At 66.7% G+C, this 21,245-nt stretch carries 17 protein-coding genes; 6 read left to right on the forward strand and 11 right to left on the reverse strand.

The window, feature by feature from the left end:
* The 7 genes from ribD to GGR25_RS03275 all read right to left on the reverse strand — a co-directional run bounded on the left by ribD (position 1) and on the right by GGR25_RS03275 (position 7,043).
* Positions 1-1,140 carry a bifunctional diaminohydroxyphosphoribosylaminopyrimidine deaminase/5-amino-6-(5-phosphoribosylamino)uracil reductase RibD gene (ribD, locus tag GGR25_RS03245; RefSeq protein WP_183397264.1) on the reverse strand — a complete coding sequence of 380 codons (1,140 nt, stop codon included), beginning with the start codon at positions 1,138-1,140 and terminating at the stop codon, positions 1-3.
* 146 nt (positions 1,141-1,286) lie between these two features.
* Positions 1,287-1,760, reverse strand: a complete 474-nt coding sequence (gene nrdR / locus GGR25_RS03250) for a transcriptional regulator NrdR (protein ID WP_183397265.1) — start codon at positions 1,758-1,760, stop codon at positions 1,287-1,289.
* A gap of 10 nt (positions 1,761-1,770) precedes the next feature.
* Positions 1,771-3,054 carry a serine hydroxymethyltransferase gene (glyA, locus tag GGR25_RS03255; RefSeq protein WP_183397648.1) on the reverse strand — a complete coding sequence of 428 codons (1,284 nt, stop codon included), beginning with the start codon at positions 3,052-3,054 and terminating at the stop codon, positions 1,771-1,773.
* Positions 3,055-3,229: 175 nt separating this feature from the next.
* Positions 3,230-4,525, reverse strand: a complete 1,296-nt coding sequence (locus GGR25_RS03260; protein WP_183397266.1) for a L,D-transpeptidase family protein — start codon at positions 4,523-4,525, stop codon at positions 3,230-3,232.
* A 304-nt stretch (positions 4,526-4,829) separates the two neighbouring features.
* A complete protein-coding gene (gene ldtR / locus GGR25_RS03265) occupies positions 4,830-5,342 on the reverse strand; it encodes a transcriptional regulator LdtR (RefSeq protein WP_183397267.1) in 513 nt (170 codons plus the stop codon).
* 235 nt (positions 5,343-5,577) lie between these two features.
* On the reverse strand, positions 5,578-6,000 hold the full coding sequence (locus GGR25_RS03270) for a DUF6163 family protein (protein ID WP_183397268.1): 423 nt from the start codon (positions 5,998-6,000) through the stop codon (positions 5,578-5,580).
* The gene (locus GGR25_RS03275; RefSeq protein WP_183397269.1) at positions 5,997-7,043 is read right to left on the reverse strand and encodes an enoyl-CoA hydratase/isomerase family protein; all 1,047 of its coding nucleotides are present in this window, start codon (positions 7,041-7,043) and stop codon (positions 5,997-5,999) included. Before GGR25_RS03275 ends, GGR25_RS03270 begins: the two co-directional genes overlap by 4 nt.
* 279 nt (positions 7,044-7,322) lie before the next feature.
* Here GGR25_RS03275 and GGR25_RS03280 point away from each other — a divergent pair, with 279 nt between their 5' ends.
* The 4 genes from GGR25_RS03280 (at position 7,323) to GGR25_RS03295 (ending at position 12,400) form a co-directional block, all read left to right on the forward strand.
* The gene (locus GGR25_RS03280; RefSeq protein WP_183397270.1) at positions 7,323-8,627 is read left to right on the forward strand and encodes a hemolysin family protein; all 1,305 of its coding nucleotides are present in this window, start codon (positions 7,323-7,325) and stop codon (positions 8,625-8,627) included.
* Between the two features lie 97 nt (positions 8,628-8,724).
* On the forward strand, positions 8,725-9,747 hold the full coding sequence (gene hemB, locus GGR25_RS03285) for a porphobilinogen synthase (RefSeq protein ID WP_183397271.1): 1,023 nt from the start codon (positions 8,725-8,727) through the stop codon (positions 9,745-9,747).
* Between the two features lie 33 nt (positions 9,748-9,780).
* A complete protein-coding gene (locus GGR25_RS03290) occupies positions 9,781-11,148 on the forward strand; it encodes a branched-chain amino acid ABC transporter permease (RefSeq protein WP_183397272.1) in 1,368 nt (455 codons plus the stop codon).
* A 16-nt stretch (positions 11,149-11,164) separates the two neighbouring features.
* Positions 11,165-12,400 (forward strand): threonine ammonia-lyase, encoded by a 1,236-nt coding sequence (locus GGR25_RS03295; RefSeq protein ID WP_183397273.1) that lies wholly within the window; start codon positions 11,165-11,167, stop codon positions 12,398-12,400.
* Positions 12,401-12,418: 18 nt separating this feature from the next.
* Here the strand turns inward: GGR25_RS03295 and GGR25_RS03300 are convergent, their stop codons facing one another.
* Complete coding sequence (locus tag GGR25_RS03300; protein WP_210299787.1) at positions 12,419-14,110, reverse strand: hypothetical protein; 1,692 nt, start codon at positions 14,108-14,110, stop codon at positions 12,419-12,421.
* Positions 14,111-14,471: 361 nt separating this feature from the next.
* Entirely contained in the window at positions 14,472-16,172 is a 1,701-nt protein-coding gene (locus GGR25_RS03305) for a hypothetical protein (RefSeq protein WP_183397275.1), read from the reverse strand.
* Between the two features lie 313 nt (positions 16,173-16,485).
* On the opposite strand from GGR25_RS03305, the gene GGR25_RS03310 reads away from it, so the two are divergent.
* Both GGR25_RS03310 and GGR25_RS03315 read left to right on the forward strand, forming a co-directional pair.
* Complete coding sequence (locus tag GGR25_RS03310; protein WP_183397276.1) at positions 16,486-16,983, forward strand: RDD family protein; 498 nt, start codon at positions 16,486-16,488, stop codon at positions 16,981-16,983.
* A 79-nt stretch (positions 16,984-17,062) separates the two neighbouring features.
* Positions 17,063-17,818 (forward strand): arginyltransferase, encoded by a 756-nt coding sequence (locus tag GGR25_RS03315; protein ID WP_183397277.1) that lies wholly within the window; start codon positions 17,063-17,065, stop codon positions 17,816-17,818.
* Between the two features lie 9 nt (positions 17,819-17,827).
* Here GGR25_RS03315 and GGR25_RS03320 read toward each other — a convergent pair whose 3' ends face one another.
* Both GGR25_RS03320 and parC read right to left on the reverse strand, forming a co-directional pair.
* A complete protein-coding gene (locus tag GGR25_RS03320) occupies positions 17,828-18,922 on the reverse strand; it encodes a hypothetical protein (RefSeq protein ID WP_183397278.1) in 1,095 nt (364 codons plus the stop codon).
* Positions 18,919-21,177, reverse strand: coding sequence for a DNA topoisomerase IV subunit A (gene parC, locus GGR25_RS03325; RefSeq protein WP_183397279.1), 2,259 nt, complete (start codon positions 21,175-21,177; stop codon positions 18,919-18,921). Before parC ends, GGR25_RS03320 begins: the two co-directional genes overlap by 4 nt.
* Positions 21,178-21,245 lie beyond the last annotated feature (68 nt).

The raw sequence follows: 21,245 nt of genomic DNA on the forward strand, positions 1-21,245 counted from the left end.
TCAGCTCTTTCTCTCGAAGCGAACCATCCGGTCCTCGCCGAGAAGCGCCTCGTCGGCGATCTCGTAGCGGGGATTGCGATCGATCATGGAGAGCGCCGCGCCGGCGAGCGCGCGCACCCCGTCCGGCCCGACCACGACCGGCGCGCGATAGAGCACGACGGCGTCGGCGAACCCCTGTGTCACCAGCGAGGCGGCCACCCGGGCGCCGCCCTCCACGAGAAGATTGTTGATGCCGCGCTCGGCCAGGAAGCGCAGCACGGCGCCGAGGTCGAGCCCGCCGCTGCCGGTGCCGATCCTGTGAACGCTCGCGCCGGCCGCTTCGAGGACCGCGCAGCGGGCTGCGTCCGCCCCCTCCCCGACCATGACCCAGAGCGGCGCCTCGCGCGCCGTGGCGACGAGCGCGCTCGCCTCCGGCAACTGCGCCTGGCGGTCGAGCACGACACGGACCGGCGAGAGATGGGATAGGCCGGGAATGCGCACCATGAGGCGCGGATCATTGGCGAGCGCCGTGCCGATGCCGATCAGCGAGGCATCCGCCTCGATGCGCAGGCGCTGGAGATGATCGAAGGCTTCAGGGCCCGAGACCAGCATGCGCTCGCCGCTCCGCCGGCCGATCATGCCATCGGCCGAGACGGCGAGCTTCAGCGTGACATGGGGTCGCCCGACGGCGACGCGCATCAGATAGCCGGCATGGACGCGCCGCGCCTCCTCGCCGAGCACGCCGGCCGTCACCTCGATGCCGGCCTCGCGAAGGCGCGCGAAGGTAGCCCGCGTATGACCAGGCCGGGGATCCTCGAGCGCCGCAACCAGGCGGCGTATGCCGCTCGCGACGATGGCGTCGGAATCGGAAGTTCCGTCGGCGTGGCGGATCGGCGGTTCGAGGCTCGCATAGAGCGTGGCCCCCCGCGCGGCCTCGCCCGCCATGGCGAGCGCGGCCTGCACGGCATGCTCGGCTCCGCCGGGGCCGGTGGTGCCGCGGCCGACAATGATCGGCGCCTGCCCCTGCCAGCGGACGACGAGCGCGCCCACGGCGGGCGCCGGACGGCTGCGCCCGAGCGCGCGACGGCCGAAGCGGATGGCCGCGGCCATCAGCCTCCGATCGAGTTCGGGATCCGCAGCCTGCCGCTGGTCCAGCGCCATGGGCCTCTCCTGACGATCTCGCCGCTCGCCCGACCGCGGGACTGCGATTCGGTCGCCATGCGTCCTACCGGACGCGTGGCGATCTAACTCTTTGTTTTCGCATCGGATTGATCCGAAAACCGGATCCCACTTTTCGGTCCGATGCTCTAAACCTTGCCGGCCAGCTGTTCCTGGCCCGAGAGCTCGTCCAACACCGCCGAGAAATCCTTGGCCTCGCGGAAATTGCGATAGACCGAGGCGAAGCGGACATAGGCGACGTCGTCGAGGCCCTTCAGCCCCTCCATAACGAGCACGCCGATCTGCTCCGACGGGATCTCGTTCTCGCCGAGGCTCTCGAGCTGGCGCACCACGCCATTGACCATGCGCTCGACGCGCTCGGGATCGACCGGCCGCTTGCGCAGCGCGACCTGGACCGAGCGCATCAGCTTGTCGCGATCGAAGGGAACGCGCCGCCCGCTCTTCTTCAGCACGATGATCTCGCGCAGCTGGATGCGTTCGAAGGTCGTGAAACGGCCACCGCAATCCGCGCAGACGCGACGGCGCCGGATGGACGTGTTGTCCTCCGACGGCCGCGAGTCCTTCACCTGCGTGTCATCGCTTCCGCAATAGGGGCAGCGCATGGCGGCGCCCCTAGCTGTAGATCGGGAAGCGCGCCGTCAGGGCGTGAACACGCTCCTTGACCGACGCCTCGACGAGCGGCGCCGCGCCGTCCTCGGACTGCGACACCGCGCCGAGCACCTCGGCGATCAGCCGGCCGACCTCCTGGAACTCGGCGACGCCGAAGCCGCGCGTCGTGGCGGCCGGGGTGCCGAGGCGGATGCCGGAGGTCACGAACGGCTTCTCCGGATCATAGGGGATGCCGTTCTTGTTGCAGGTGAGGCCGGCGCGCACGAGCGCCTTCTCCGAGACATTGCCCTTGACGCGCTTCGGACGGAGATCGACCAGCATCAGGTGGTTGTCGGTGCCGCCCGAAACGATGTCGAAGCCCGAGCCCTTCAGCGTTTCCGCAAGCGCACGCGCGTTTTCGACGACGTTCTTCGCGTAGATCTTGAAGTCGGGACGCAGCGCCTCGCCGAAGGCGACGGCCTTGGCGGCGATGACATGCATCAGCGGACCGCCCTGGAGACCCGGGAAGACGGCCGAGTTGATCTTCTTCGCGATCGCCTCGTCATTGGTCAGGATCATGCCGCCGCGCGGGCCGCGCAGCGACTTGTGCGTCGTGGTGGTCACGACATGGGCGTGCGGCAGCGGCGAGGGATGCTGCCCACCGGCGACGAGGCCGGCGAAATGCGCCATGTCGACCATCAGATAGGCGCCGACCGAATCGGCGATCTCGCGGAAGCGCTTGAAATCCCAGATCCGCGAATAGGCCGTGCCGCCCGCGATGATCAGCTTCGGCTTCTCGCGCTCGGCGATCGCGGCGATCTCGGCGTAGTCGAGCAACTGGTCCTCGCGGCGCACGCCATAGGGCGCCACCTTGAACCACTTGCCGGACATGTTGACCTGCGAGCCATGGGTCAGGTGACCGCCGGCGGAGAGGTCGAGGCCCATGAAGGTGTCGCCCGGCTGCAGCAGCGCCAGGAAGACGGCCTGGTTCATCTGGCTGCCGGAATTGGGCTGCACATTGGCGAACTCGCAGCCGAACAGCTTCTTGGCGCGCTCGATGGCGAGCGTCTCGGCGATGTCGACGAACTCGCAGCCGCCATAATAGCGCTTGCCCGGATAGCCCTCGGCATACTTGTTCGTCATGACCGAGCCCTGCGCCTCGAGCACGGCGCGGGAGACGATGTTCTCCGACGCGATCAGCTCGATCTCGTGCTGCTGGCGACCGAGCTCCTTGGCGATCGCATCGGCGATCTCCGGGTCTGCTTCGGCGAGGCTGCGGTTGAAAAAGGCTGCGGTCGACGAGGTCATCGTCGCGCTATCCGTCACGGACATGGGCATCCATCCTGCTGAGAGCGCCGGGTCGGGAGCACCGGACTCGGAACCAGCGCGAAGTACCACATATGGTGGCGCCAAGCCAACCGGCTACGAGCAGCCCAGCAGGATCCGAGCGGCCGAATCCGGCCGCCCGTGCCTCATGCCGAAGTCACTGCTGCAAGGCGAGCTGGCCGGCGCCGTCGCGATTGTAGATGTCGTTGCGGAAATGCACGGTCCCGTCGGTCATGGCCCAGGCCGTGATGTATTGCAGGAACACCGGCATTTCCGGCTTCAGATTGACGTCCACCTGCTCGCCGGTCTTGAAGATCTCGTCGATGCGGGAACGCGGGAACTCCGGATTGTCGCGCAGCAGCCAGCCGATGACCTGGCGGATGTTCTGCACGCGGATGCAGCCCGACGAATCGAAGCGCTGCTCATGGCCGAAAATGTCCTTGAGCGGCGTGTCGTGCATATAAACCTGCTCGTCATTGTGGAACGAGAGGCGCACGGTACCGAGCGAATTGAAGTCACCCGGATCCTGGCGGAACATGTAGCCCTTGGTCGCCTGGTCGGTGTTCCAGTCGATCGAGGTGGACGGGACTTCCTGGCCGGACTGATCGTAGATGCGGATGTGCTTCTTCGTCAGATATTCCGGCTCCTTCTGCATCAGCGGGATCAGGTCCTTGCGGATGATCGAGGCCGGCACGGTCCAGTTCGGATTGAAGCTGATGCGATAGATCTTCGAATTGAGGATCGGCGTCTCGCGATCGATCTTGCCGACGACGGCCGTATGGCGCGACACGACGCGGCCATTCTCGACCACCTCGATCGCGGCGGCCGGAATGTTGACCATCACATAGCGGTCGGGCAGCGAGGCGGAGGCGGTTCGCACGCGGCTCAAATTGGTCTGGAGCTGGCCGAGGCGGATATCGGCCGACACATTCATCATCTGAACGGTCGAGCCGCCGACGACGCCATCGGCCGGCAGGCCATGGCGCGCCTGGAAGCGGCGCACCGCGGCGTCGACATAGGAATCGAAGGTCTGCGACGTCGGAATGCCGGGCGCGAGATCGCCGGTGACGGTGAGGCGCTGGCGCAGCACCGGAACCTGGGGGTCCTTCTTGCCGAGCGAGAGCTTCAGATCCGGCGACAGCACCGGCCAGCCGCCGCGCGCGACGATGTCGGAATATTGCGTGATCGCCAGCTCGATCGCCTGGGCCGTGGCGGGGGAGAGGATCGGCTCGGTCGTACGCACCGAGGCCGCGCCGCTCGACGCCGCGTCGAAGCCGTCCGACCAAGCGCCCTGCTGGTTCTGCAGCATCTGCAGGACCGGATCGTCGCTGGTACCGGCGAAGGCCGCCGTCGAGAGCACCGTCGAAGCGGCGGCGCCGCCAAGCAGCGCCCGCATCACCGCGCGCCGCGAAACGCCACGACGGGAGGAAGAGTTCTCAGCAGTACGGCTCATCGCGTCCTGATTCCGATTGAATTGTTCGCACAGAGACCGGGCCAAACCGCCCTCGCCTCCCAGACCCGCCCAATACGCGGCGGAATTGCCCTAACGCGCACCGACCGGCATCGGCAAGACACATCGCTCTCACGATCCCGGCACTTGGACGCATGATCCATGCCAGTATGGCGCTTTGATGTCGGGGCAGGACCGCGTCGACGCCGGGCGACGGGCGTTCGCGTCGCGACGTCGGAACGAGAAAAGCCCCGGCGGGGGCCGGGGCTCTTTGGCGCAGGGGTGGGTTGGTCGAGGAACGGTCGGCTTAGAGCCGGTAGAGGATCTGGTCGGTCCAGAAGCGCTCGAGGCGCTGGAGGGACTTGTTGAGGCGCTGGAAATCGTCGATTGCGATGCCGCCGACCTGCTGGATCGACTTGATGTGGCGCTCATAGAGGCGGCTGACGATGTCCGCGATCTCCTGGCCCTTCGGCGTCAGGCTGACGCGGACCGAGCGGCGGTCCATTCGCGAGCGCTGGTGATGGATATAGCCCATCTCGACCAGCTTCTTCAGATTGTAGGAAACGTTGGAGCCGAGATAGTAGCCGCGGGTGCGCAGTTCACCGGCGGTCAGTTCCGCGTCGCCGATGTTGAACAGCAGCAGCGCCTGCACCGAGTTGACGTCCGAGCGGCCGGAACGGTCGAACTCGTCCTTGATCACGTCGAGCAGACGACGATGAAGACGTTCGACAAGCGTCAGGGCTTCCATGTAAAGCGGCTTCAATTCCGGAGCGGCGGTCGGTTGAGCCTGCGAATCCACTGCCCGTTTCGCGGTGTTCATCTTCAAAACCCTTCTGTTGCCTGTGCGGTGTTCTTCCCGCCTCGTGTAGGGCCAACTTAGAGGGGCCGTTTGAAAATCACCTTAAGCAGCAGCCTTAACGCGGGCTTACCTTGCATTTCAGATTTCGAAACGAATCTTATCGTTAAAGAGTCGCTATCCGCCGGGGCGAAAGGCAGGGCCATCGTCCGCCGAGGCGGCGGATTTCCGCGAAATCAGTGCCGCTCGTCCGCGCCGCTCAGGCGGCCTTCGCGGCGTAACGCTTCTCCAGGATCACCAGCGCGGCGAAGCCGGCGAGCGAGGCGACGTGGAAAAGGACGATGATCAGGTCGAGCCCGAAGGTCTGCTCGAAGACCGTGTGCAGCGCGATCTCGAAGACCGCGGCATAGATCCACAGCACATTGCCCCAGGAGACGCGCATCCAAAGGCCCACGGCGGCGACGAGATCGACGACGGCGAGATGGATGGTGACGAACTGCCACTGCGTCGTCATCGTCTCGAGCGACCAGCCGGGCTCATCGAAGACGCCGGCGATATAGATCCATTGGCGCAGGCCCAGCAGCATGAGCACCGCCGCGATGCCGCGCAGATAGACGGTGATCGCGAGCGCATAGGGATTGTCGGGCTCGTTCGGGAGCTGGGTGATGCCGGTATCGATCATTCGAGCTCCAGATCCCCGTCGGCGGGGGTGACGAAATGCGCCTCGACCGCCCTTGCATCGACCTCGGCGAGGCCCGCTGGGCGCCAGCGCGGCTGGCGGTCCTTGTCGACCAGGGCCGCCCGCACGCCCTCATAGAAGTCGTGTCCGGTCAGAATATGGCTGGCGATGCGGTAGTCGAGACGGATGCAGTCGTCAAACGACAGCTCCCGCGCCGCCCGCACCTGGCGCAGCGTGACCTTGAGGCTGGTGGGGGATTTCGTGCGGATGTCCGCCGCCGCCTTCTCGGCGAAGAGGGCATGCGGACCCTCCGCCGCATCGAGCCGCGCGAGGATCGCTTCGACGCCGCCGGTCGCGAAGATGCGCTCGATCTCCGCATCGACGGCGTCGAGCGTTTCAGGCGCGATGCTCTGCGGCACATAGGGCGCGAGAACGGCGTCCACGTCGCCGGTCGACGCCAGCGCCTCGACGATCGCGTCGAAGTCACCGGCGGGCGCGGCATGGGTCGCGATGCCGGCATGGAGCGAATCGCCACGCGCGAGCCGCGCCGAAGCGAGCGCACAATACACGCCGATCTCGTGCGGCAGGCGCGCGAGCGCATGGCTGACGCCGACATCGGGGAAGAAGCCGATGCCGGTCTCCGGCATGGAGAAGACGGCGTCCTCCGCGAAGACGCGATGCGAGCCATGCACCGAGATGCCGGCGCCGCCGCCCATCACATAGCCATGCACGAGCGCGACATAGGGCTTCGGAAAATGCCGAACCGCGGCGTTGAGGCGGTATTCGTCGCGGAAGAAGGTGGTGAGCGGCGTGCCGTCGCGGCCGACATCATAGGCGCGGCGCACATCGCCGCCGGCGCAAAAGGCGCGGCCCTTGCCGCGCACGACCACCGCGGCGACCGCATCGTCGTGCTGCCATTCGCGCAGCTTCTCCGCGAGCGCGACGACCATCGCCTCCGTCAGCGCGTTGAGCGCGGCGGGTCGGTCGAGCGTCACGAGGCCGATCCGGCCACGCCGCTCGAAAAGGATCTCCGCATCTGCGCTCATCAAGTACTCCCTGTCCAAGGCCGCCCGATCCTAGGCAGGCGCGCCGAGTCGGCAAGGGTCGATCGGCAGTTGGTGCATTGATGAGACGTCCTGCGCACGCCGTTGCGCTGGATACTGGCGAGCGGCGCGCCAGTCCGGTATCATCTTCAACGCCATGTCCACACAAACGACGAACGGATCATCCGACGCCGCCCTTGAAAGCGCGTCGCGCCGAAACATGCACCCTCCCCCAATCGACGCTTGCTTCATCCCGACGGACCCTGCCTGCCGGGGGGAATCATGATCTGGGCCGATCTTCTGATCATCGCCGCCCTTATCGCCTTCAACGCGTTCTTTGCGCTTTCCGAGATCGCCGTCGTGTCGGCGCGTCCCGCCCGCCTGCAGGGCATGGCGAACGACAATGTCCGCGGCGCTGCCGCGGCGGTCCGCCTCGCTGAGGATCCGACGGGCTTCCTGTCGGCGGTGCAGATCGGCATCACGCTGGTCGCCATCCTCTCCGGCGCGTTCGGCGAGGCACAGCTCGCCGATCCGCTGAGGGCTTTCCTGCTCGAGGTGTTCCCCAGCCTCGGCCGCAACGCCAACACGATCGCGACGGTCGTCGTGGTCTTCGGCCTCGCCTATTTCTCGCTGATCTGCGGCGAGCTGGTGCCGAAGCGTCTGGCACTCACCAATCCCGAGCGCGTCGCCTGCTTCGTGGCCGGGCCCGTGGGCCTCGTCGCGCGGGTTGCCGCGCCGATCGTCTGGTTCCTGCGCCTCAGCACCGAGGCCATCCTCCGCCTGCTCGGCCGCAGCGTGAACGACGAGCGTGCCGTGACGGAAGAGGAAGTGAAGACGATGATCGCCGAGGGCACCGAGGCGGGCGTCTTCCATCAGGCCGAGCGCGAGATGATCGAGGGCGTCATCCGCGTCGCCGATCGCTCGGTGCGCTCGATCATGGTCGCGCGGCCGGATGTCGTCTGGATCGATTCCGACGATCCGCCGGATGAGGTCTTCCGGACGATCGTCGATTCGGGTCATTCGCGCTTCCCGGTCAGCCGCGGCGAGGTCGATGCCGTGCTCGGCATCGTCCATGCGAAGGACCTGTTCCAGCAGATGCGCAGCGGCGTGCCGATCGATCTCGCTCCGGCGATCCGCGAGCCGCTCTATGTCGACGAGCGCATGCCGATCCTGCGCATGCTGGATCGCTTCAAGACGTCGAACGTCCATATGGCGATCGTGCTCGACGAGTATGGCAGCTTCCAGGGCGTCGTGACGCCGATGGACATCCTCACCGCCATCGCCGGCGATATGCCGGAGCGGGCGGAGGACGAGGAGCCCGACGCGATCCAGCGCGACGATGGCTCCTGGCTCATCGACGGCAGCGCGCCGATCGATGTCGTGGAACGCACCCTCGGCCTCAAGGCCATGACGCAGGACGATGATTTCGCGACGGTGGCCGGCTTCATGCTCCACCATTTCGGCCACATCCCGGATCCGGGCGAATCCTTCGCCTATGAAGGCTGGCGCTTCGAAGTGGTCGACCTCGACGGCCGGCGCATCGATAAGGTGCTGGCCGAACGGCTCGAGCCGATCCCGGTATCGTGATCGCGAGGGCGCAGGCGTCCGGGAGTAGGACGTTCTGCGCCCTTGCCACATGGGCCGGTGGTGCTAACGTCCGCCGGCCGCGAGACGAGGAATTTTCATGACTGCCCATACGCCCTCCCCCAAATTCGACCTCAAGGGCGTGCTCGGCGGCGTCAGACCGCGCCGCAACCGCCGCGCAGACTGGTCGCGCCGTCTGGTGCGCGAAGTCGTGCTGACGGTCGACGACCTGATCTGGCCGATCTTCCTGATCGACGGCGACAATTACCGCGAGGATGTCAGCTCGATGCCGGGCGTCGAACGCCTGTCGGTCGATCTCGCCGTGCGCGAGGCCGAGCGGGCGGCTGGCCTCGGCATTCCCGCCATCGCGCTCTTCCCCTTCACCGAGCCGGCGCTGCGCGACCCCACCGGCTCGGAATCGCTGAACGCGGACAATCTGGTGTGCCGCGCCGTGCGCGCGATCAAGAAGGCCGTGCCGGAGATCGGCATCATCTGCGATGTCGCGCTCGACCCCTATACCAGCCACGGCCATGACGGCGTGCTGTCCGGCGAGACCATCCTGAACGACGAGAGCGTCGCGCTGCTGGTCCGCCAGGCGCTCAACCAGGCGGCCGCCGGCGCCGACGTCATCGCGCCGTCCGACATGATGGACGGGCGCGTCGGCGCGATCCGCGAAGCGCTGGATCATGCCGGCTTCCTCGACACGCAGATCATGGCCTATTCGGCCAAATACGCGTCCGCCTTCTACGGCCCGTTCCGCGACGCCATCGGCACGTCGAAGACGCTCATCGGCGACAAGCGCACCTATCAGATGGACTATGGCAATACGGACGAGGCGCTGCGCGAGGTCGAGCTCGACATCGCCGAGGGCGCCGACATGGTCATGGTGAAGCCCGGCCTGCCCTATCTCGACGTGGTCCGCCGCGTGAAGGACGCCTTCTCGATGCCGACGTTCGTCTACCAGGTGTCAGGCGAATACGCGATGATCCGCGCGGCCGAGCGCAATGGCTGGATCGACGGCGAGCGCGCCATGCTGGAGAGCCTCTACGCATTCAAGCGCGCCGGCGCCGACGGCGTCCTCACCTATTTCGCGCCCTTCGTTGCGCCGCTCCTGAAGCGCTAGGCCCGCGAGGACAGAGGCGGCCGGCAGGAAATGATGTCGGCCCGCGCAATCCTCACCCTGCTGTCGCTCCTCACCGCTCTCGTCCTGGCCGGATGCAGCCCGGTAGACCGCCAGCAGGCCGGGGTCTGCGTCGCCGTCGCAACTGCGATCGGGCCCGAAAACCGCGCGATCACCGTCCAGTCCGTCGCGCCGCTCGACGGCATCCCGCATGCCCTCCGCGTCGAATTCTCGGCCGCCGGTGATCCCGCCCCGCATTTCGCGGACTGCGTCTTCGCGGGCGGCGTGCTCGATGCCGGCCGCGGCGAGGTGATCGCCGTGCGGGGCGATCGCGGCGTCCTCGACGACAGGGAGATGGCGAATCTGCGCCGGTGGTTCCTCGACCAGCCGGGCGCCATCGCCGCCGCGATCGAAGAGACGAATTTCAGGGCCGAACGGTTCTCCCTCCTTCCGGTCGCGCCGCCGAAATGGCTCGGCTTCGCGCTCCAGCAGGCGACTAACACGCTCAACGTTGCGGCATTCTATGTGCCGCTCGCCCTCGCCTTCGCGCTCATCTACGGCCTGATCGGCCGCATCAACCTCGCCTTCGGCGAGATCGCCATGATCGGCGCCTATGGTGCCGTGTTCGGGATCGAGACGGCGATCCTGTCCGGCCTGGCCGGTCTTGTTCCGGCGATCCTGCTCGCCTTCACCACGGCGGTCGCGCTGGCGGCGCTGACGGGCTGGCTGGTCGGGCGCGTGGTAGTCACCCCGCTCGCCGAGGCGCCACCGCGCCCCTTCATCGTCGCGACGGTCGGCCTGGCCCTCGTCCTCTCAGAAGGCGTCCGCCTCGCCCAGGGCGCGCGCGAGGTCTGGCTGCAGCCCATGCTGGAGACGCCGATCGAGATCACCGGCGGGGAATTCCCGGTCGTGGTGACGCTGATGCGGGTCCTCATCATCGCCGGCGCGCTTCTCGTGCTGCCGCTCGTGCTTCTGCTCATGCGGCGCTCGGGCTTCGGCCGGGCCTGGCGCGCAGTGGCCGACGACCGGCTGATGGCGCGCCTTTGCGGCGTGGACCCGCTGGCGGTCACCGCGGCGACCTTCGTGCTCGCCTCGTCGCTTGCCGCGGCCGGCGGGGCGGTGCTGGCGCTTTCCTATGGCGGAACGTCGTATTCGCTCGGCTTCATGATCGGGCTCAAGGCGCTGTTCGCAAGCCTCGTCGGCGGGGCCGGTTCGCTGCTCGGCGCTGTGCTCGGCGGCCTCCTGATCGCCGCGATGGAGACAGGATGGACGGCCTATTTCGGCAGTACGAACCGCGATATCGTCGTCCTCGCCGTGATCACGATCCTGTTCGTGCTGCGCCCGAACGGGCTCCTCGGCCGCGGGCGTGCGGTCGAGGAAGGGCGGACAACGCGCCTTTCCTGATGGGAATTCCTGACCGATGGACCAGCCGCTCCCCCCGATCCCGACCCTCGACGACATACGCGACGCCGCAAAGCTGATCGCCGGCGAGGTCCTGCGCACGCCGATCCTGCCCGCGCCGCGCCTCTCGAAGCTCACCGGCGCGCATATCGCCGTCAAATACGAGAACCTGCAGGTCACGGCGTCGTTCAAGGAGCGCGGCGCGCTGGTGAAGCTACTCTCGCTCGATGCCGCGGAGCGCCGGGCCGGCGTCGTCGCGATGTCCGCCGGCAATCATGCGCAGGCCGTCGCCTATCACGCCGCGCGGCTCGGCATCCCCGCGACGATCGTCATGCCGAAGACGACGCCCTTCGTGAAGGTCGAGGCGACGCGCTCGTTCGGCGCCCGCGTCCTCGTCGAGGGCGACACGCTGGTCGAATGCCATGCCATCGCCTCCGGTATCGCGGACACAACCGGTGCCGTCTGGGTGCACCCCTATGACGATCCGCACGTCATCCGTGGTCAGGGCACGATCGCGCTTGAGATGCTGGAGGACGGGCCGCCGCTCGACGTTCTGCTTGTGCCGATCGGCGGCGGCGGATTGATCTCGGGCATCGCGATCGCCACGCGGGCGCTGTCGCCGGATACCGAGATCATCGGCGTCGAGACGGAGCTCTATCCCTCGATGCGCGCGGCGCTGGACGGAACCGAGGCGCGCTGCGGCGGCAATACGCTGGCCGAGGGCATCGCGGTCAAGGAGGTCGGCCGCTTGACGCGGGAAATCGTGCGCACGCATGTCGACGATGTCGTGCTGGTGCCGGAGAGTGCGATCGAGCGGGCTGTGAACGCCTATCTGACGCTGCAGAAGACCATGGCCGAAGGCGCCGGTGCCGCAGGGCTCGCCGCCCTCCTCGCCGATCCCGATCGCTTTGCCGGGCGAAGCGTCGGACTGGTGCTGTGCGGTGGCAATATCGATCCGCGACTCGCCGCCTCGATCATGGTGCGCGAGCTGGCGCGCTCGGAGCACATTGTCGGGGTGCGCATCGTCATCCCCGATCGGCCCGGCGTGCTCGGCGACATTGCTGCGACGATCGGCGCGAAGGGCGGCAACATCCTTGAAGTGCTGCACCACCGCACGCTGCTCTCGGTCCCGGCCAAGGGCGCCAGCGTTGACGTCACGATCGAGACCCATGGCCACGACCATGCGGCTGAAATCGTGGCCGCGCTGGAGGAACGCGGCTACGCCGTCCGCCGTCTCGATGGTCCGGAGGCCTGAAGCGTTCCGGTCCCAGCCTCAGAACGGCGTGGCGCCCGGCAGGCAGGCCGTCCGCTCGAACAACCAGAGCGGCGCGCCGCCGACCGCGCCCATCACACGGCCAGTCCAGACCGGATCGCGACTAAGCCGGGCGAGCAGGTCGGCCTCGAAGGCCGTTCCCGGTAAGAAGTCGGTGCGGCCAGGCATGGCTGGATCCGGAATGAGCACCAGATCGGCATTGCCGACGAGGGCATCGACCTCGCTGGCGGTTCGCGCCAAGGGCGAGGTGCTGTAGTCGACGTTGATTCCGCGCAAGGCAAGTTCGAGCAGGATCGCCTCGGGCGGGAATGGCTCGGGATTGGTCGTGAGCAGCCTCGGATTGCGCCCGCTGCAGATTGAGCCGGGACTCTGCGTTGCGCCGAATTTGGCAATCTCGTCCGCGGTTCGCGTCAGCAGCGACCGGAGTTCCGATGCCGAGGCCGGCAGCCCCGAAAAAGTGGTTACGATCGGCCGCGTCGCCAGCAGAACCAGCGCAAGGGCGGCCAGCGCCAGTGTCACGTTGCGGCTCGGCCAGATCTGGCGCGCCACCGCACCGACCCGCGCCATGGCCCCGGCAAGGACGAGGACGAAGGGGCAATAGAAGAAACTGCCCTGAAAGGGTGTCTTCTCCGCCGACGTCGCCATGGCGATGTAGAGGACGACAAGGGTCAGATAGAGCGCATGGGCAATCTGGCGCTCACGGCTGGGACCAGCGCGGGACAGGAGAAACAGGTCGGCCGCGATGACCGGGATCGCGATCCAGTTGAACGGTTTGAGCGCAGCGCGCCCGCCTTGGTCGAACGAATGGTAGAGCGCATGAAACAAGAAGCCTCCATCCGTCCGCCAGATGTCCTTGTTGCCGACCAACGCCTGGTAGATGTACCGGGCCGTAGGTTGTCCCCATACGATCGCAAAGGGCGCAAGCAGCACGACATACGTCGCGGCAGGCAGGAGCGCGCCACGGAGTACACGAACAAAAGGGACGCCCGTCGCACGGGCCTGCACAAGCGCGGTCATTGCGACCGCGATCCCGATCCCGGGGATCACCAAGATAACGCCGCTCGGCTTGACGATCGTCGCCGCGACGCAGAGCGCAGCAACCCCGATCCGCCGCCAGCGAGATGATGTCAGCAGGTCCGTCGCTGCGATCGCAATGAGCGCGAGCGCAAAGACGAGACCAGCCGCCATGTCGGGTCGGAACTCGGTGATCATCACGTGGCTGATCGGGACGAAAAGCAGGATCGCGACGAGCAGAAACCGCGCGGGAAGGCTGACGAGCGGCCGGCTCATCACGGCAAGCGCGGCGATGAAGAGCGCCAGGATCCAGCCATTGGCGAGATAGGCCGACTGAACTTCGTGTCCGAACAGCGTAAAGCCCAACATAGCTGTTAGCGTGCTCGCCGGGGCGTGGGGCGGGTTGGCGAGGATGCCGTCGGCAAACGAGCCGAACCCGCCCGGCATGTCGAAGGTCAGTCGTCGAACGGCGTCGAGCAGATAGACGACATCGTCATAGCGCGGGACGGTCGAAAGGCGGGAACGCAGTGCACTGAACGCTATGTTCCGTTCGAACACGAAAGCAAAGAGGCCGACGAGGCCGATCCCGAACGCGACGCGGCGCCAGATGCCCACCCGTGGCGGTGCCTCGGCCGAGGCCACGCTGGCACCGGTGAGGCTGGCGACCAGAAGGGGCATGTGGACGGAGGGAGCGCCGGGCGCAGACAAAGCCGTCCCGTACGCTGACCGGATCATTTCGCGGACCATCGTCAATTCAATCTATTCAAGAGGCCACGAGCGGCCCTGGGCGAAGCCCACAGCCCGTCGGGACATCGGCTGAGGCTCCCCGATCGGCCGTCTCGGGAAGACCCGAGACCGGCACCGCGCCAGGGCAACGACGCTCTTCTAAGGCAAGATATGTGGGTAAAATTCCCACGTCAATCTGATGCGCGCAATAAACCGCGCGCGCCGTCGCAGAGCCGCGAGCGGTTCGCGTCCGCGCTTCCTTCAGAGGATTGCTGCCGACCGTGATTGGCGGCCCGCCCTGTTTGTCTTGCGGCTAGGGCGTGTTTCGCTGCCCAGCGGCGGCGCCCGGTAAGCAGGCCGTCCGCTCGAACAACCAGAGCGGCGCGCCATCTACCGTTCCGACAATCAGTCCGGACCAGGTTGGATCGGTCTGGAGGTCGTGGAGGACGTCGCCGCCGAAAACGCTGCCCGGGAGCTTCTGGCCGAGCCCCGGCATGGATGGGTCGGGCGCGAGCACGATATCGGCACCGTCAATCGTCTGCTGGATCGCCTCGCGCGTTCGCAGGAGGTAGACGCTGTCGAACCTGGCGATATGGCCACGCACGGCCAGCTCGAACAGCACGCTTTCCGGCGTCAGCGGCGCCGGATACGTCGCGCTCAGCACAGGCATCCGGTCCGGACAGCCCGGCCCGATGGTGCGGCGGGACAGGAAGTCGGCCGTGCGGTCTGCCACGCTCTGGAGGAGGACCGGCAACTGCGGCGCGAAGGCCGGCACAGGCGTATAGCTAGATCCGAGCGGGCGTGAGAATGCGAGCGCGGCGACGAGACACGCCAGGACCGCGTCGGCCCCCCAGGACGGCAGGAGCATCGCCCGCAGCGTGACGAGGACGCGCACCATCGCGAGGGCCACCGCCAGTAGATATGGCAGATAGAAGAAGCTGCCCTGGAACAGCGTCTTCTCAGCCGACAGGGCCATGGCGGCATAGAGCATCGCGATGGTGAGGTAGAGCGCGAAGGGCGCGATGCGCTCCGCGCGGGGCCGATATCGCACCAGCAGGCAGATATCGGCGCAGATCAGCGCGAATCCGAGCCCGTTGAAGGGCCGCAGCGCCAGCGTGCCGCCATATCCGGAATAGTGGAAGGTCCAGTGGTAGTAGCGGCTGCCTTCGGTACGCCAGACATCGGCATTGCTGACAAGAGCCTGGTAGATGTAGGCGATGGTCTGCCCGCCCCAGACGAGCGCGAACGGGACCATCAGCACAACATAGGCGACGATCGGCAACAGGGCCCGCCGCAGCAGCGCGCCGATCGGTGAGCAGCCGATCCATGCCCGCAGCGCGAGTGAGAACACGAAGGCAAGGCCGAGGCCCGGGATGACGATGACGATGGCGCTCGGCTTCACGATCGTGGCCGCCACGGCCACGGCGGCGACAGCGATCCGGCGGCCGACGCTGGCCCGGCTGAGATCCACCGAGACGATGGCAACGAGCGCGATGGCGAAGATCAGCCCCGCCGCCAGATCCGGCCGAAACTCCGTGATCATGGCGTGGCTTGCCGGCGCGAAGAGCATCGCGGCGACGAACAGCAGGCGCGCCGGGATCGTGGCCAGTGGCCGGCTGACATACGCCATCACACCGATATAGAGGGCGAGGATCCAGCCATTGGCGAGATAGGCGGACAGCGGCGTGGGCCCGAACAGCGCGAAACCCAGCATCCCCGTCAGCGTGGTCACGGGTGCGTGCGGCGGCCCGTGGACGAAGCCGGATACGAACGTTCCGACGCCGTTTGCGAGTTCGAAGTTCAACCGCCGGATCGCGTCGAGCAGATAGGTCGTGTCGTCATAGCTCGGCGTGGTCGAAAGCCGCGAGTGATTCAGGCTGAAGGTGATGTTGCGCTGCAGGACCAGCGCGAACAGCGCGACCAATCCGGCTACGAAGACGGCCTGCCGGGCCAGACGCTGTTCGCCGAGACATCGTAGGACCTTCGACGACGACCGCTCGGTCGAGCGCTGCAAGGCCGGCTCGTTCGATGAAGAAGATGCCGTCACGCCACGTCCTTGCCCTCTCAGGAAGGGCTCGACACCGGCCCTCCGCCCCCATGACCTACGCCGTCTGCGACCCGCGATGCGTCTGAACAGCACAGGATTGAATATACGTCAGAGGCCCCACCCGGCTCAAAGTGAAGTCAGAAAGGTTACGGGATCGGACATTGTCCACAGGTCGGCCCATCCCACTCTGCGCGACCCGCCCTTGCGACAGGGCTCCCGGCATTGCAGCGGCGCGGTTGACGCACCATTTTCTCGCTGTGACGGTTTCATGGAGATCACGATGGCGCAGCGCGACGCGGTCTATTACGGCGAAGAGGTCTTCGATCCCGCGCGGGAGCCGGAACTCTTTTCGGGCGTGCTGTCGAAGCGCGTTCTCGCCTTCATCGTCGACGTGATCCTGCTCGGCGTGTTCGAACTCCTGGCGGTGCTCGTCGTCTTCGCGCTCGGCATCTTCACGCTCGGCTTCGCCTGGCTGCTCTTCGCCCTGCCCTTCTTCGCGATCGTCGCCGTTCTCTACGTCGCGCTCACGCTCGGCGGTCCGAAGGCGGCGACGCCCGGAATGCGGCTCGCCGGCGTCACGATCCGCTTCATAAATGGCGAGCGGATCGGCTTTTTCTTCGCCGCCGCCCACGTCATTCTCTACTGGGTTCTGCTCTCGTTCCTGACGCCGCTGGTGCTGATCGTGGGTCTCCTCTCCAATCGCAAGCGTCTCCTGCACGACATGCTGATCGGTACGATCGTGCTCAATGCCGATCCGCTCGTCCGCACAAGGCGGTGATCTGCTCTTTTCCCTTCCGATCCGACGCGACGGCGTATTATCGTCAGGGCTTCGGTGAAGCGCGTCGGCTGCAGGAGCGATGACTCATCACTCGACCGATACCCCGCAGTTCTTCCTGACGGCCCCCTCGCCGTGCCCCTATCTGCCGGGGCAGATGGAGCGCAAGGTCTTCACGCATCTCGTCGGCGGCCGGGCCTCCACGCTCAACGAGGTGCTGACGCAGGGCGGCTTCCGCCGCAGCCAGAACATCGCCTATCGGCCGGCCTGCGAAACCTGCAAGGCCTGCATCTCGGTCCGCGTCCCCGTCGAGCGCTTCCGCATGACGAAGAGCTTCCGCCGCGTTATCGACGGCAACCGGGACGTAATCGGAACGCGGGTCGAGGCCGCGCCGACCTCGGAGCAATATTCGCTCTTCCGCGGCTATCTCGACGCGCGGCACGCCGAAGGCGGCATGGCCGACATGTCGGTGCTCGACTACGCCATGATGGTCGAGGACACGCATGTCGAGACGATGCTGGTCGAATATCGCTTCCGCGGCCCGGACACCGCGTTCACGGGCCAGGGCGAGGGGCCGCTCATCGGGACAGCGCTGACCGACGTGCTCTCGGATGGCCTGTCGATGGTCTATTCGTTCTACGAGCCGGACATGCCCGACCGCTCGCTCGGAACGATGATGATCCTCGACCATATCGCCCGCGCGCGCCGGATGGGGCTGCCCTACGTGTATCTCGGCTATTGGGTGAAGGGCTCGCGCAAGATGGGCTACAAGGCCCGCTTCCGCCCACAGGAACACCTCACCGGCCAGGGCTGGGAGCCGGCGGCCGACGTCGAGTGAAGCCTCGCCTCAGCGTAACAGGCCAGCGATCTGCCGGCGGAGGCGGCTCGTCTCTCGGCGCGCCTTCTGAAGGATCGACAATCGCGGACGGGCTGCCTGCGCCGGTGTCTGCAAGGGCACCTCGGACATTGCGTCCGGCACCGGCATAGTGGCGTCGGCGATCGGCGGAGGATCGAGCTCGGGCAGGGTTTCGACGACCGCTTCGGCCTCGACAGCCTGTCCGAGATCCATGAAAAGGTCGGCCGGGCCGGAAGCGTCGACATCCTTGACGGGGTGATGCAGCCGGCCGCGTTCCGGGAACAGCTCCGGCGCCTCGTGGAAATACTGGAAGCTGAAAGGCGGCCTGTAGCCGAAATGCGGCGAGAGCTGCGTCGGACCGGTTGGCGGACGATAGTGCCGCCCCTCCCACCCGTTAGGCACGAACGCGCCGCTGCCGCCGAGATCGACGACCGACAAGCCGTGATGCGCCGCGATCGTCGGATAAAGCGCCTCGGTATGCCCGGCCCAGTCGCCTTGCTCGACCGCATTTGCATAGACTTCGAGGAAGCGGCGCGAGAAGCGCGCGACCGGATGGAACGATGCGAGATGCGTCGCCGGGTCGGTCTCCGGTGGCGTCTCGAGGGTCCGCCAGTGCCACCAGTCCGGATCATCGGTGCGCGAGCGCAGATGGGTCGCGACATAGTCGCCCGGCAGCGCGGCGACGGAGCGGAAGAAATCGCCCCAATGGCCCGAGAAGTCGACGTCATATTCGACGAACCAGACGTGCTCGAGGCCGCGCAGCGGCCCCAGCATCGCCGGAAAGCTGAACCGGTCCGCCGAGCCCGTCCAGATGCCGTAGCGTTCGGCATAGGAGGCACGGCGCGGCAGAACGGCGGCACCATCCGATGGCCGGACGACGATGTCGGGCACGCAGCCCTCGGGCACCGTCGCGTCGTCATGCGGAAGGCTGTAGGCGAGATAGACCGACATCATCGTGCCGGCTTCTGCTTTCAGGCGGTCGATGTGCGCGCCGATGCGTGGCGACCAGCGATGGGCCAGAACCATCGCCGCCTGCTCCCCGCCGAAAGTGCGCGGGGCATCGAAGGAAGCCAGCAATCCCGTCACGGCAGCGTCGGTGTACCGAAGCTGTTCGATTTCGGGAACTTCTCGGGCGGCAGGCGCCCGGCCTGGCCCCGTTCCGCGATGAAGTCTTTCAGTTCCTCCATAGAGCGGGTGAACGAGCGTCCGGACGAATCGACCCATATCAGTCCGTCCGCCTTGGCGAAGACGCGCATATCGGCCGGCCCGCCGTCGCGATAGCGCTGCAGCCGAACGCCCTTGCCGCGCGTCATCTCCGGCACCTGCTCGAGCGGGAAGATCAGGAACTTCCGGTTCTGGCCGATGATGGCGACCATGTCGCCCTTCGCCTCGACGCAGAGCCGCGCCTCGTCGGGCGCCTCGACATTGAGGACCTGCTTGCCCTTGCGCGTGTTGGCGACCAGCTCCGCTTCCGGAACGACGAAGCCGCGCCCGTCGGTCGCCGCGAGCAGCAACTTGCGCTCCGGCCGGTGGACGAAGACCGAGACGATGTCCGTCTCATTGTCCATGTCGACCATGAGACGGATGGGCTCGCCATGGCCGCGGCCGCCCGGCAGCTTGTCGGCCGCGAGCGTGAAGAACTTGCCGCCGGTGGAGAAGACCAGGATCTTGTCCGTCGTCTCCGCATGCAGGGCGAATTTGAGCTGGTCGTCCGTCTTGAAGGTCAGCGTCGAGAGATCGGCCTGATGGCCCTTCAGCGCGCGGATCCAGCCCTTTTCGGACACGATGACGGTGATCGGCTCGCGCTCGATCATCGACTGCTCGATGTCGACGGCATCGTGGGTCGGCGCCTCGGCGAAGGTGGTGCGGCGCTTGCCGAGCGGCGTGTCGGGTCCGAAGGTCTTGCGAACCTCGCCGATCTGCCACGCGATCGTCTGCCACTGCTTCGGCTCGGACTCCATCAGAGCCTCGATCTGCGCCTGCTCTTCGGTGAGCGCGGCGTGCTCGCGGCGGAGTTCCATCTCTTCGAGCTTGCGCAGCGAGCGCAGGCGCATGTTCAGGATCGACTCGGCCTGAAGGTCGGTCAGCTCGAAGACCCGCATCAATTCGGCCTTCGGCTCATCCTCCTCGCGGATGATGCGGATCACCTCGTCGAGGTTGAGGAAGGCGATGATGTAGCCGCCGAGCACCTCGAGGCGGTGACGGATCTGCCCGAGGCGGAAGCGCGAGCGGCGCAGCAGCACTTCGCGGCGATGGTCGAGCCACTCCCGCAGCACCTCGCCGAGGCTCATCACCTTCGGGACGATGCCCTTGGAGAGCACGTTCATGTTGAGCGAGATGCGACTCTCGAGGTCCGAGAGCTTGAACAGCGATTCCATCAGCAGCGCCGCGTCGACCGTGCGGGCGCGCGGCTCCAGCACGACGCGGATATCCTCCGCCGACTCGTCGCGCACATCGGCCAGCAGCGGCACGCGCCGCGTCTGCACGAGTTCGGCAAGCTTCTCGATCAGGCGCGATTTCTGCACCTGATAGGGAATCTCGGTCACCACGATCACATAGGTGCCGCGGCCTTGGTCCTCGACATGCCAGCGCGAGCGGACGCGAAAGCCGCCGCGGCCGGTGCGATAGGCCTCGGTGATCGCGGCGTGGTCGTCGACGATGATGCCGCCGGTCGGAAAATCGGGGCCGCGAACGATGGCTGCCAGTTCCTCGACCGACATCTCCGGCTTCTTGATCAGCGCGAGCGCGGCGTCGCAGAGCTCGGCGACATTGTGCGGCGGGATCGACGTCGCCATGCCGACCGCGATGCCGGAGGAGCCATTCGCCAGCAGATTCGGGAAATTGCCCGGGAGGACGATCGGCTCCTTGTCCTCGCCGTCATAGGTCTCGCGGAAATCGACCGCGTCCTCGTCGAGCCCTTCCAGCAGAAGGGCCGCGACCTCGGTCATGCGCGCTTCGGTGTAGCGCATGGCCGCCGCGCCATCGCCGTCGACATTGCCGAAATTGCCCTGGCCGTCGACGAGCGGATAGCGGACGGCGAATTCCTGCGCGAGGCGGACCAGCGCGTCATAGACCGACTGGTCGCCATGCGGGTGGTATTTGCCGATGACGTCGCCGACCACGCGCGCGCACTTCTTGAACCCGGAATTGGGATCGAGCTTGAGCTGGCGCATCGCATGCAGGATGCGCCGATGCACCGGCTTCAGCCCGTCGCGCGCATCCGGCAGCGCGCGGTGCATGATGGTCGAGAGCGCATAGGCGAGATAGCGCTTCTCCAGCGCTTCACGCAGGTTGATGCCCTCGACGTCACCGCCGGGCGGAGGAATCACCTCTTTTCCCATACCCTATCCGACTAAACGCCGGAGAGCAGGGTTTCAAGGCGTTGCGACGGCCTCACTCTTCCGCGAGC

It is taken from the genome of Kaistia hirudinis (genome assembly GCF_014196455.1).
Taxonomy (GTDB): Bacteria; Pseudomonadota; Alphaproteobacteria; order Rhizobiales; family Kaistiaceae; genus Kaistia; species Kaistia hirudinis.